This is a genomic window from Actinomadura fibrosa (genome assembly GCF_900659615.1).
GTDB classification, from domain to species: domain Bacteria; phylum Actinomycetota; class Actinomycetes; order Streptosporangiales; family Streptosporangiaceae; genus Spirillospora; species Spirillospora fibrosa.
Genome location: NZ_CAACUY010000242.1, coordinates 1 through 12,687 on the forward strand (window position 1 = coordinate 1; position 12,687 = coordinate 12,687).

Consider the following 12,687-nt stretch of genomic DNA (forward strand, 5'->3'; position numbering starts at 1 on the left):
TCGAGCCCGCGACCGCCGCCGCGCTGCTGCTCGGGACCGACCCGGGCCCCTACTCGCCGCCGGAGCCCGCCCGTCCGCCGGACACGGTGTTCGCGCCCGCCACCTACCTGTCGCCGTCCGCCGGCGCGGTGCCGCCGCCCAGGGCTGCCTCCCCTCCGGCCGGGCCCGCGAGGCGCGCCGCCGCCGTCACACCCGGCACGACGGCCCCCGACCCGGACCCCGCCCTCGGCACCACACTCCCCGACGTCAAGGTCCCCGGTGGCACGGTCCTGGGCGGCACGGTTCCCGGTGGCACGGTCTCGGGCGGCACGGGATCGGAGGGCATGGGTGGTTCGGAGGCCCTGGCGTCCCGGGTCGCCTCGCCGGGGACCGGTGCCGCCGACCCCGGGCCGGACGCGGGGACGTGGCTGCGGGCCGCGCTGGACGTCATGCAGGACCCCGGCGCCTACCTGACGCCCGTCCGCGCCGTGACGGGCGAGGTCGCCGACTTCCGCGTCGAGGCGGTGAACGCCGGCGCCGCCGACCTCGTCGGGCGCCGGTCCGAGGACCTGGTCGGCGCCCGGCTGCTGGAGCACCACCCCGGCGCGGCCGTGTCGGAGCCGTTCGACGACTACGTCCGGGTGCTGGAGACGGGCGTCCCGCTGCGGCGCGGTCCCGGGGAGACCGCGGGGGCGGCGGGGCGGGGCGGGTCCGCGCGGCTCAGCGTCCGGGCGTCGCGGGCGGGGCCGGGCGTCCTCGTCGGCTGGCGGTTCCACGACGACACCGCCGACCTCGCCGCGCAGCTCGCGCGGGCGCAGCGGCTCGGCAACCTCGGCTGGGGGCGCTGGGACCTCGCCACCGGCGGCGCCCGCTGGTCCGGGCAGCTCTACGAGATCCTCGGCCGGGAGCGGGCGGCGGGCCCGCTGCCGCTGGAGCGGCTCGCCGACCACGTCCTGCCCGAGGACCTCCCGCACGCCGAGCACCTCATGCGCACGCTCCTCGCCCACCGCGAGCCCGCCGACCTGGAGCTGCGGGTCCGCGCGGGCGACGCCGTCCGGCACGTCCGGCTGATGGGCGAGCCGGTCCTGGACCCGCTCGGCGAGCCGGTCGCGGTGCACATCGTGTTCCAGGACGTGTCGCAGCGGCGCCGCTGCGACGAGATGCTCGCCGCGACCCGCCGCCAGCTGATGCGGCAGCGCCGGCGGATCGCCGAGGAGCGCCACATCGCGGTCGAGCTCCAGCGCGCGATCCTGCCGCTGCCGCGCGGGCCCCGCACGCTGCCGGGGCTGCGCGCGGCCGTCCGCTACCTGCCCGCGCAGAGCGAGACGCGGGTGGGCGGCGACTGGTACGAGGCGACGGCGCTGTCGGACGACGAGGTGTTCCTCGCGATCGGGGACGTGTCGGGCCACGGGCTGCCCGCCGCGGCCGGGATGGCCCGGATGCGCAACGCGCTCAGCGGCCTGACCTGCACCGGCGCGGCCCCGGACCGGCTGCTGACCTGGCTGAACCGGCTGCTGCTCGACCGGCACCGCGCCCTCACCGCGAGCGTCATCGCGGCCCGCTACGAGCCGGGCCCCCGCGTGCTGACCTGGGCGCAGGCGGGCCATCCGCCGCCGCTGCTGCTGCGCGGCGGGCGCGCCGAGATGCTCGACGCCCCGGAGGGCGTGCTGCTCGGCGCGCTCGACGCGCCGTACATGGAGCTCGCCATCACTCGCCTCCAGCGCGGCGACCTGCTGCTCTTCTACACCGACGGGCTCGTCGAGCGCCGCGGCCGCGACCTCGCCGACGGGTTCCGGCTGCTCCGCGAGACCGTCGAGGAGCGCTCGGACGCCGAGCCGGACGCCGTGATCGACCACGTCCTGCGGTCCCTCGGCGCCGCCAACCCCGACGACGACACCTGCGTCCTCGCGGTCCAGGTGACCTGACCGGCCGGGGCGCGCCCCGCGGACGTCGCCGATCCTGTCCGCGGCGCGTGGGAGCATGTGCGCATGAGCGGGCTGATGCTGCTGGACACGCCGTCGTTGTACTTCCGCGCCTTCTTCGGGGTCCCCGAGTCGGTCACCGCCCCCGACGGGACGCCGGTGAACGCGGTGCGCGGGCTCATCGACATGATCGCCCGGCTCGTCCAGGACCGGTCCCCCGAGCGCCTCGTGTGCTGCATGGACGCCGACTGGCGACCCGCGTTCCGGGTCGAGGCGCTGCCCTCCTACAAGGCGCACCGGGTCGCCGACGACGGCGGCGACCAGACGCCGGACGCGCTGGCGGCGCAGCTCCCCCTGATCGACGCGGTCCTGGACGCGTTCGGGCTGGCCAGGGTCGGCGTCCCCGGCTACGAGGCCGACGACGTCATCGGCACGCTCGCGGTGCGGGGCGCGGCGGACGGCCCGGTCGACATCGTCACCGGCGACCGCGACCTGTTCCAGCTCGTCGACGACAGCGGCCCGATCTCCGTCCTGTACACGGCGCGGGGCATCCGGAACCTCCAGGTGATGGGCGAGAAGGAGGTCGCGGACAAGTACGGCATCCCCGGCCGCGGCTACGGCGACTACGCGACGCTGCGCGGCGACCCCAGCGACGGGCTGCCCGGCGTGCCCGGGGTCGGCGACAAGACGGCGGCGGCGCTGGTCACCAGGTTCGGGTCGGTCGAGGGCATCCTCGCCGCGCTGGACGCGGGCACCGACGAGGGCTTCCCGGCGGGCGCCCGCCGCCGCATGGAGGCCGCGCGCGACTACCTCGCGTCCGCCGAGACGGTCGTGCGCGTCGTCACCGACATCGACGCGCCTGAGCTGGCGAAGCTGGACGACCGCCTCCCGTCCGAGCCGCGCGATCCGGAAGCGCTGGTCGAGCTCGCCGAGCGCTGGAACCTCGACGGCCCGGTGAACCGCCTCCTCAACGCGCTGGCCTAACACCACCACGAGCGACCGCCCCGCCGGCCTCCGGTCGTGGTGGCGCAGGAGAGAGACGATGCCCGCCCCAGGGGCCGCTCCTGCCACCGCCCCACACCGCGAACGCGGACGCCTGGCCCGGCCAGTGTAGGCCGATCCGATCAGGGGGGATGGAGGCGAGCATGGCGGCCGCGGCCGTTCCTGGACGGCGCGCGGCGCGATCAGCCACGGCGGGGACACGGCCGTCCCGCAGCGCAGGCCAGCGTCGCCAGGCCAGATACGGCCAGACCCGCCGGCCAGACCCGCCGGGCGCCCGCGCTGCTGCTTCCGCCGCTGCGCCAACCGGGACACCGTCCGACGACACCGCAACGCGCAGAAGCCCGGATCGCGAACCGCCGAGGTTGGTCATAGCCCCGGTGGTCGCAGCGGTCACCCGCCTACCGGCGACCGTCCCGTCTGGACATAGTCAGGGAGGGGACCGTTGCCAACGGGCCCGGCGTGAGGGCGTCGGAGGTGACGGGCGCTTCCCGGGGCGCGTGGGCCCGGTGCGTTCGCCCGCTCCGAGGCCGCTCGGGCGCCTGGTTACCGGGTGTCCTGACTCGGGCGCGGCCCAGTGTGTCAGGTGACGCAGACAAGGCGTGCCCGCGAATGCAGCCTGAGGATCAATGAGGGGCTTTCCTTGGGACATGCAGTCAGCACGGACACCGCCGCGGGAGCGCGCATGACGGACGTTCGGTCCGCGGCGGCCGCATGAGCGGACCGGTATCCGCGGCACTGGGCCTCACCGCCCCACTCCCCCCACTTGCCGCGGGTACCGGTTCACCCTCCGGCCCGCCGCCGCGCGCCGCCCGCCCGTCCACCGGAGCCGTTCCAGCCCCGACCCGCGAGCCCCGCCCACGGCGGGCTCGGAGAACGGACCCCTCGTGACCGAAAGGACGACCTTCCGCGGCGCCCCCGCCGCCGCCCCTCCCACCGGCCCGCCGCCGCGGCGCGGCGACGGGTTCTGGCAGGACCTCGACGACGCCCAGCGCGCCGCCCTGCGCCGGGTGGCCCGGACGCGCGGCTACCAGCCGCGGATGGCGCTGTGCTACCAGGGCGAGGAGTCCGACCACATCGTGGTGATCGAGACCGGCTGGGCCAAGGTGACCTCCTGCACCGAGGACGGCCACGAGGTCGTGCTGGCCGTGCGCGGCCCCGGCGACCTGGTCTGCGAGAGCGCGGTGCTCGGCAGCCGGCAGCGGTCGGCGACCGTGACGGCGCTGAGCCCGGTCCGGGCGCTGGTGGTGCCCGCGGGCCGCTTCACCGCCTTCCTCGACGCCCATCCGGCCGTGTGGCTGCTGGTCAGCGGAACGTTCGTGCGGCGCCTGGACGACGCGGACCGGCGGCTCCAGGCGCATGTGGCGGCCAAGGGCGCGCAGCGGCTGGCGCTGCTGCTGGCACAGCTCGCCGAGCTGTCGGTGCGGCACAACCCGCCCGCGCCGGACGGCAGCGTCGACATCGGCCCGCCGCTGTCCCAGGAGGAGCTCGGCAGCTGGATGGACGCCTCGCGCGAGACGGTCGCCCGCGCGCTGAGCGGCCTCCGCCGGCGCGGCCTGGTCAGCACGGGCTGGCGGAGGATCACCGTGACGGACCTGCCCGCCCTCCGCGCCTTCGCCCAGGGCCGCCCTCGAACGTGACCCCGCCCGGCTCAGCGGAGCACACGCTGCGGCGGGGGCCCGTGCGACGCGCACGAGCCCCCGCCTTTACATTGTAGATTTTTTGATGTCACCGCCGGCGGCGGCTGTAGCGGCGGGGCCTCCAGTTGGTGCTGGTGCCGACGCCCGCCAGGTGGAGCGCGAGCAGCAGCAGGCCGAGGGTGACGAGCGTCTGGTAGTCGAGCGCGTCCGAGGACACGTCGGCCAGGTCGAGCAGCAGGGCGAGAACGAAGACGATCGCGGCACCGATCGCGAGCATGTCGGCCTCCGAGGCGTTTTCAGCCGGGGCGCGGAACGCCCCAGGGGTACCTGACGGATCTCCACAGTGATCTCCGGCAAACGGGACCGTCTTTTCGGACGTCCCCTACTCGGATTCCCGACGTGTTCGCCGCCCCGTGCGGCGTCCGGCGGCGCAGGCGGCACCTAGAACCGGACGGGCCCCGGGGTGAGCCCGACCCCAACACCGTCGTGTTGCGGATGTGAGGCCGAAGTTTCGCAGCCGACACAGTGGGCGCCGGACCGCGTAACCCGGCCGGCGTACGTTCCGGCACGTCGGGGAGTCGAAAGACGGAGGAACGGCGCATGACGGGCACCACGCCCACGCACTGCCCGTACTGCGCGCTGCAGTGCGGGATGACGCTGACCCGGGACGCGGTGGTGGCGCCCCGCGACGACGTCCCCGCCAACCGGGGCGGGCTCTGCCAGAAGGGCTGGTCGGCGGCCGAGCTGCTCACCGTCCCCGACCGGCTGACGACGCCGCTCGTGCGCCGCGCGCGCGGCGGGCCGCTCGAACCGTGCACGTGGGACGAGGCGCTCGACATGGTCGCGGCGCGGCTGCGGGCGCTCGCGGCCGCGCACGGCCCGGACGCGGTCGCGGTGTTCGGCGGCGGCGGCCTGACCAACGAGAAGGCCTACCAGCTCGGCAAGTTCGCGCGGATCGCGCTGCGCACGTCCCAGATCGACTACAACGGGCGGTTCTGCATGTCGTCGGCGGCGGCCGCATCGAACCGGGCGTTCGGCATGGACCGGGGGCTGCCGGGCCCGATCACCGACGTGGCGGCCGCGGACGTGCTGCTCCTGGCGGGCGGGAACGTCGCCGAGACGATGCCGCCGTTCATGCGGCACGTCGCCCGGCTGAAGGAGGCGGGCGGCGCGCTGGTCGTCATCGACCCGCGGCGGACGCCGACGGCCCGGCAGGCGGACCTGCACCTCCAGCCGACGCCGGGCACGGACCTGGCCCTCGCCAACGGGCTGCTGCACCTGGCGATGACCGAGGGGATGCTCGACAAGGACTACATCGCCGAGCGCACGACCGGGTTCGACGCCGTCCGGACGGTGGTGAACGGGTACTGGCCCGAGCGCGTCGAGCGGATCACGGGCGTGCCGGTCGCGCACATGCGCGAGGCGGTCCGGATGCTGGCGGCGGGGCGGCGGTCGCTGATCCTCACCGCGCGCGGCGCCGAGCAGCACGCCCAGGGCGTCGACACGGTGTCGGCGTTCATCAACCTGGCGCTGGCGCTGGGCCTGCCGGGCACCGAGGGGTCGGGGTACGGCTGCGTCACCGGGCAGGGCAACGGGCAGGGCGGCCGCGAGCACGGCCAGAAGGCCGACCAGCTGCCCGGCTACCGCCGCATCGACGACCCGGCGGCCCGCGCCCACGTCGCGGGCGTGTGGGGCGTGGACCCGGCGGACCTGCCGGGGCCCGGCCGCTCGGCCTACGAGCTGCTGTCGGCGCTCGGGACCGCGGACGGGCCGAGGGCGATGCTGCTGTTCGGCTCGAACCCGGTGGTGTCGGCGCCGCGCGCCAGCGCGGTGGAGGAGCGGCTGGACGCGCTGGACCTGCTGGTCGTGGCGGACTTCGTGCCGTCGGAGACCGTCCGGCGCGCCGACGTGGTGCTCCCGACCGCGCAGTGGGCCGAGGAGTCCGGGACGATGACGAACCTGGAGGGCCGGGTGCTGCGCCGCCGCCAGGCCGTCCCGCGCCCGGACGGCGTCCGGACCGACCTGGAGATCCTCGCGGGCCTCGCCGAGCGCCTGGGTGCGCCGGGGGCGTGGAGCACCGACCCCGCCGCCGTGTTCGACGAGCTGCGCGCGGCGAGCGCGGGCGGCGTCGCCGACTACGCCGGCATCACCTACCGGCGGATCGAGGACGAGGGCGGGGTGTTCTGGCCGTGCCCGTCGGAGGACCACCCCGGCACGCCGCGGCCGTTCCTCGACCGTTTCCCGACGCCGGACGGGCGGGCGCGGTTCGTCCCCGTGGAGCACCGCGGACCGGCCGAGGAGGTGGACGCCGAGTATCCCGTCTACCTCACCACCGGGCGGGTGCTGGCGCAGTACCAGTCCGGCGCGCAGACGCGGCGGGTGCCGGAGCTGGTGAAGGCGTCCCCGGAGCCGTTCGTGGAGCTGCACCCCGACCTCGCGGAGCGGGCGGGCATCGCCGAGGGGGACCTCGTCGCGGTCCGCAGCCGCCGCGGCGAGGCCGTCGGGCGGGCCCGGCTGAGCGACGCGATCCGCGCCGACACGATCTTCATGCCGTTCCACTGGGGCGGCCGCGGCCGGGCCAACTCGCTCACCGGCACGGCGCTCGACCCGACGTCGCGGATGCCCGAGTTCAAGGTCTGCGCGGCGAGCATCTCCCCCGCCGACTGAGAACGTCCCGGACGCCGCAAAAGGAGCCCGCCGTGACGATCACGGCGGGCTCCGTCGCTGCCAGGCCCCGGCGCGGATTCCGAACCTCAAGCCGTCCCGGGCGGGGCTCGGTCCCGTGCGGGGGTCCGGGGGGCATGCCGCGAGCCCGGGATCGGCGGCTGATCCCGGGCTCGGGGTCTGTGGGTCAGGCGTCCACGGATTCTTGTTCGTCGAGCCAGGAGACGATGCCCTCCAGGGCGTCGCGGCAGCTTCCGCAGCCGGTGCTGGCGCGGGTGCGGCGGGCGACCTCGTCGGCGGTGCGGGCGCCCTGCTGCCAGCAGGCGCGGATCCGCCCCTTGCTGACGTTGTTGCAGTGGCAGACGGTCGCGGCGTCCGGCATCCGCACGGGCGAGCCGGCCTCGGCCGCGCCGCCGAGGCCGGGGAACAGCAGGTCCAGGCGTTCGGACGGCAGCGGGGCGGCCCGGTCGTAGAGCTGGGTGAGCGTCCCGGCGGTGGAGGTCTCGCCGAGCAGGATCGCGCCGATGAGGCGGCCGTCGCGGATGACGGCCTTCTTGTAGGTGCCGCGGGAGGAGTCGGTGAAGCGGACGACCTCGACGTCGTCGTCCTCGTCGCCGAAGTGGGTCTCCCCCATCGACGCGAGCTCGATCCCGGCGGCCTTGAGGCGGGTGATCTGGCGGGCGCCGGTGAAGCGGGCCGCGGGGTCGGTGCCGGCGAGCAGCCCGGCGAGGACGCCGGCCTGCTCCCAGGCGGGCGCGACGAGGCCGTAGACCTCGTCGCGGTGCTGGGAGCACTCGCCGATGGCGCGGACGGACGGGTCGCTGACGGAGCGGAGCTCGTCGTCCACGATCACGGCGCGGCCGACGGCCAGGCCCGCGTCACGGGCGAGGGACACCTCGGGCCGCACGCCGCAGGACAGGATGACGAGGTCGGCGTCGATGGCCTCGGTGCCGCCGCCCGGCAGCGCCAGCTCGACGCCGGTCACGGTGCGGCCGTCGCCGTCGCCGGTGGTGCGGAGCCCGGCGACGTTGGCCTGGAGGCGGGTGCCGATGCCGAGGCCGGCGAGGGTCCGGGCGAGGACCCGCCCGGCGGCGGGGTCGAGCTGGCGTTCCATGAGGTGCCCGGCGAGGTGCAGGACGGTGACGTCCAGCCCGCGGCCGGTGAGCCCCCGGGCGGCCTCGATGCCGAGCAGCCCGCCGCCGACCACGACGGCGCGGCGCGCGGACTCGGCGAGCTCGGAGATCGTCCGGCAGTCGTCGAGGGTGCGGAAGACGAGGGCGCCGCGGGGCAGGCCGTCCTCCAGGCCGGGCATGGGCGGGACGAAGGCGGTGCTGCCGGTGGCGAGCACGAGCGTCTCGTAGGGGGTGACGGTGCCGTCGGAGGCGTGGACGGTCCGGGCCTCGCGGTCGATGCGGGTGACCTCGACGCCGAGCCGGGCGTCCACGCCGTGCGAGGCGTACCAGGCGGTGTCGACGAGGCTGATGTGGTCGGCGTCGGTGATCCCGGCGAGGACGTTGGACAGCAGGACGCGGTTGTAGGGGCGCTGGGTCTCGGCGCCGAACACGGTGACGGGGGTCGCGGTGTCGCGGGACCGGAGCTCGCTGACGAACCGCGAGCCGGCCATGCCGTTGCCGACGACGACGATGCTCATCGTCCCACCTCCACCCGGCCGCGGTGCAGCCTGGCCGGGAACGTGCGGACGGACGCGGACGGGTCGTCCAGGCACCGGCCGGTCCGCAGGTCGAAGACGTGCTTGTACATCGGGGACGCGACCGTGGGGACCCCGCCGCGCGTCCCGAGGATGCCCCGGGACAGGACGTGGGCGCCGCTGAACGGGTCGAGGTTCTCCAGGGCGTGCAGGTCACCGTCGTGGGTGAGGAACACGGCGACCTGCTCGCCGCCGACCAGGGCGCAGACGCCGCGTTCGGGGATCAGGTCGCCGGCGGCGCAGACGTCGGTCCAGCGGACGGCGGCGCCCGGCGCGGCGGGCGCGGACCGCTCGGCGGCGGGCGCGGTCACCGGCTCACCGCCCCGGTCACCGGGCGGATGGGCAGCAGCGGCCTGATCTGCTCCCGTTCCACCTCGAACTCGATGCTCGGGTCGGGGGTGCCGGGGGCGTTGACGAAGGAGACGAAGCGGCGGAGCCGGTCGGGGTCCTCCAAGGTGTCGCGCCATTCGTCGGAGTAGGCGGCGACGTGGCGTTCCATCGCGGCGTCGAGCTCGGCGCAGATGCCGAGCCGGTCGTCGACGATGACCTCGCGGAGGTAGCCGAGGCCGCCGTCGAGGGCCTCCAGCCAGCTCGCCGTGCGCTGGAGCCGGTCGGCGGTGCGGATGTAGAACATGAGGAACCGGTCGATGTAGGTGATCAGCTCGTCGTCGGTGAGGTCGGTGGCGAACAGGTCGGCGTGCCGGGGCCGCATCCCGCCGTTCCCGGCGAGGTAGAGGTTCCAGCCGTTCTCGGTCGCGATGACGCCGAAGTCCTTGCTCTGCGCCTCGGCGCACTCGCGGGCGCAGCCCGACACGGCCGATTTGAGCTTGTGCGGGGCGCGCAGGCCGCGGTAGCGCAGCTCCAGCCGGATCGCCATGGCGACGGAGTCCTGCACGCCGTAGCGGCACCAGGTGGAGCCGACGCACGACTTCACCGTCCGCAGCGCCTTGCCGTAGGCGTGGCCGGACTCGAACCCGGCGTCGACGAGCCGCCGCCAGATCTCGGGGAGCTGCTCGACCCGGGCCCCGAACAGGTCGATCCGCTGCCCCCCGGTGATCTTGGTGTAGAGGCCGAAGTCGCGCGCGACCTCCCCGATGACGATGAGCCGCTCGGGAGTGATCTCGCCGCCGGGGACGCGCGGGACGACGGAGTAGGTGCCGTTCTTCTGGAGGTTGGCGAGGAAGTGGTCGTTGGTGTCCTGGAGCGCGGCCTGCTCGCCCGCGAGGATGTGCCCGTTGCCGAGGCTGGCGAGGATGGACGCGACGGCGGGCTTGCAGATGTCGCAGCCGCGGCCCGTCCCGTGCTCCTCGACGAGCTGGGTGAAGCTGGTGATCCGCCGGACGCGGACGATGTCGAACAGCTCGGCGCGGCTGTAGGCGAAGTGCTCGCAGAGGGCCTTGCTGACCTCGATGCCGGCGGCGGTCAGCTCGGCGTCCAGGATCCGCTTGACGAGGGGGACGCAGCTGCCGCAGCTCGTCCCGGCCTTCGTGCACGCCTTGACGCCGGGCACGTCGGTGAGCGACTCGCCCGCGATCGCGGTGCGGATCGTCTGCGCGGAGACGTTGTTGCAGGAGCAGATGACGGTGGCGCCGGGCAGGTCGCCGCCGGCCGCCTCGGTGCCGCCGAACAGCATCTGCTCGGGCGCGCCGGGCAGGTTCCCGCCGACGTAGGCGCGCAGCGTGCCGTAGGACTCGGCGTCGCCGACGAGGACGCCGCCGAGGAGGGTCCGGGCGTCGTCGCTGACCACGAGCTTCTTGTAGACCCCGGCGACGGGGTCGGTGTAGGTGACGCCGAGGGCGCCGGTCTCGGGCCCGGCGAACGGGTCGCCGAAGCTGGCGACGTCCACGCCCATCAGCTTCAGCTTGGTGGACAGGTCCGCGCCCTCGAACACGGCGGTGCTCGCCTCGGGGAAGTGCTCGTGCAGGAGCCGGTCGGCGACCACCTCGGCCATCGAGAAGCAGGGGCCGACGAGCCCGTAGACCATGCCGCCGACAAGCGCGCACTCGCCGATGGCCCAGATCGCGGGGTCCTCGGTGCGGCAGGTCTCGTCCACGACGATGCCGCCGCGCTCGCCGACCGGCAGGCCGCAGCCGCGGGCCAGCTCGTCGCGGGGCCGGATCCCGGCGGAGAACACGACGACCTCGGCGTCCACCGCGTTGCCGTCGGCGAGGACGATCCGCGCGACGGCGCCGTCGTCGCCGGCCTCCAGCCGCGCCATCGGGGTGCCCGCGTGCACGGCCATCCCGAGTCCCTCGATGTGGCGGCGCAGCATCGCCCCGCCGCCCTCGTCGAGCTGGCGGGGCATCAGCCAGGGCGCCACCTCGACGACGCCGCTGCGCAGGCCGAGGCCCTGGATGGCCCGGGCGGCCTCCAGGCCGAGGAGCCCGCCGCCGACGACCGCGCCGGTGGTCCGCCCGTCCGCGTAGGCGCGGATCGCGTCGAGGTCGTCGATCGTGCGGTAGACGAACACCCCCGGCAGGTCCTTGCCCTCGACAGGCGGCACGAACGGCGACGACCCGGTGGCGAGGACGAGCGCGTCGTACGGGACGACCCGTCCCGCCGAGGTGGTGACCGTCCGGGCCGCGCGGTCGATCGCGACGGCGCGCTCGCCTGTGGCGACCTCGACCTCGTCCCCGTGCGGCGGGTAGGCGAGGTCGGCGCCCTCCAGGTGCGTCGTCAGCGCGACGCGGTCGTAGGCGGTGCGCGGCTCCTCGCCGATGACGGTGACCGTCCACGCCCCCGCGGTGTCGCGCTCGCGCAGGGCCTCGACCAGGCGGTGCGCGGCCGGGCCGTGGCCGACCACGACCAAACGCATGTCCGGTTTGCTACCAGCTCCCATGCCCCCGATCGTCGGCAGACCGTATTACCCGTGTGCGTCCCGCACGTCACTCCCGCGTTAACTGGCACTCACTTCGCCAGGTCGGCGATGCGAGGACGGCCGCGCGGCCCGCCGTCCCGGTCACGGCCGCCGGGCGGGACGGCCGGGCCGTTAGTCGCCTGGCAGAGGGGTACGACAGCCCCTGAAGCCAATGCCTTGATCAGCGCGAACAGGGGGACTCGCGATGGGAGAGTCGCAGCATCATCCCGTCCAGGGTGAGCACAAGTACCAGCAGGAGGTGACCGGGACGGGCGAGCACGAGGAGCGGCCGGGCCGGAGCCTCGTCACGACCGACCACGACGTGATCCGGCAGTGGGCCGAGGAGCGCGACGCCGAGCCGTCCACCGTGCCGGGCAGCGAGTACGACGGCCGGCCGGGGCGGCTGCTGTTCGACTTCCCCGGCTACGGCGGGGACAAGCTGGAGCACATCTCCTGGGACGCCTGGTTCGAGACCTTCGACGAACGCGAGCTCAACTTCATCTACCAGGAGCACATGAAGGACGGCACGCCCAGCAACTTCTTCAGGCTGGAGAACCCGGACAGGGGGTAGGGCCGCGCCCCGCCCGCCGATGTGACCGATGGGTCATGGCGGGGTGAGGACGAGGGCGGCGTCGTGGCCGCCGAAGCCGAACGAGCTGGACAGCACCGGCGCGGCCGGGATCCGGCGCGCGGCCCCCGCGACGACGTCGAGGGGCGCGGCCGCCGCGTCCTGGGCGCCGAAGTTCGCGGTGGGCGGGACGAGCCCCTCCGCGGCGCACATGAGCGCGACCATGGCCTCCAGGGCGCCGCCGGCGCCGAGGATGTGGCCCGTCACGCCCTTCACCGCGGTCACGGGCGGGCGGGCCGCGCCGAACACGCCGGCGAGGGCGAGGGCCTCGGCGCGGTCGCCGGCGACGG

General features: G+C 75.2%; 9 protein-coding genes and 1 pseudogene. 5 read left to right on the forward strand and 5 right to left on the reverse strand.

Annotated features, from left to right (window positions below; all coding sequences use genetic code 11):
- The 3 genes from E1300_RS40690 to E1300_RS40700 form a co-directional block, all read left to right on the forward strand.
- Positions 1-1,904: SpoIIE family protein phosphatase (locus E1300_RS40690; protein WP_165503219.1), on the forward strand; the 1,904-nt coding region annotated here is incomplete at its 5' end.
- A gap of 63 nt (positions 1,905-1,967) precedes the next feature.
- Positions 1,968-2,885 carry a 5'-3' exonuclease gene (locus E1300_RS40695; RefSeq protein WP_131762629.1) on the forward strand — a complete coding sequence of 306 codons (918 nt, stop codon included), beginning with the start codon at positions 1,968-1,970 and terminating at the stop codon, positions 2,883-2,885.
- 902 nt (positions 2,886-3,787) lie between these two features.
- Positions 3,788-4,540, forward strand: a complete 753-nt coding sequence (locus tag E1300_RS40700; RefSeq protein WP_242619705.1) for a Crp/Fnr family transcriptional regulator — start codon at positions 3,788-3,790, stop codon at positions 4,538-4,540.
- 88 nt (positions 4,541-4,628) lie between these two features.
- Here E1300_RS40700 and E1300_RS40705 read toward each other — a convergent pair whose 3' ends face one another.
- Positions 4,629-4,817 carry a hypothetical protein gene (locus tag E1300_RS40705; protein ID WP_131762630.1) on the reverse strand — a complete coding sequence of 63 codons (189 nt, stop codon included), beginning with the start codon at positions 4,815-4,817 and terminating at the stop codon, positions 4,629-4,631.
- Between the two features lie 323 nt (positions 4,818-5,140).
- Here E1300_RS40705 and E1300_RS40710 point away from each other — a divergent pair, with 323 nt between their 5' ends.
- Entirely contained in the window at positions 5,141-7,207 is a 2,067-nt protein-coding gene (locus E1300_RS40710; protein ID WP_131762631.1) for a molybdopterin oxidoreductase family protein, read from the forward strand.
- 184 nt (positions 7,208-7,391) lie between these two features.
- On the opposite strand, the gene E1300_RS40715 is transcribed toward E1300_RS40710, so the two are convergent.
- The 3 genes from E1300_RS40715 to nirB are packed head-to-tail and all read right to left on the reverse strand — an operon-like array spanning position 7,392 to position 11,727.
- Positions 7,392-8,855, reverse strand: coding sequence for an FAD-dependent oxidoreductase (locus tag E1300_RS40715; RefSeq protein ID WP_131762632.1), 1,464 nt, complete (start codon positions 8,853-8,855; stop codon positions 7,392-7,394).
- On the reverse strand, positions 8,852-9,223 hold the full coding sequence (gene nirD, locus E1300_RS40720; RefSeq protein WP_131762633.1) for a nitrite reductase small subunit NirD: 372 nt from the start codon (positions 9,221-9,223) through the stop codon (positions 8,852-8,854). The genes E1300_RS40715 and nirD overlap by 4 nt, the downstream gene beginning before the upstream one ends.
- Positions 9,220-11,727 (reverse strand): nitrite reductase large subunit NirB, encoded by a 2,508-nt coding sequence (gene nirB, locus E1300_RS40725; RefSeq protein ID WP_131762634.1) that lies wholly within the window; start codon positions 11,725-11,727, stop codon positions 9,220-9,222. The genes nirD and nirB overlap by 4 nt, the downstream gene beginning before the upstream one ends.
- 247 nt (positions 11,728-11,974) lie before the next feature.
- On the opposite strand from nirB, the gene E1300_RS40730 reads away from it, so the two are divergent.
- A complete protein-coding gene (locus tag E1300_RS40730; protein WP_131762635.1) occupies positions 11,975-12,340 on the forward strand; it encodes a hypothetical protein in 366 nt (121 codons plus the stop codon).
- Between the two features lie 33 nt (positions 12,341-12,373).
- On the opposite strand, the pseudogene E1300_RS40735 reads toward E1300_RS40730, so the two are convergent.
- Positions 12,374-12,687 (reverse strand): annotated as a pseudogene (locus E1300_RS40735) (beta-ketoacyl-[acyl-carrier-protein] synthase family protein); the annotation flags it as partial.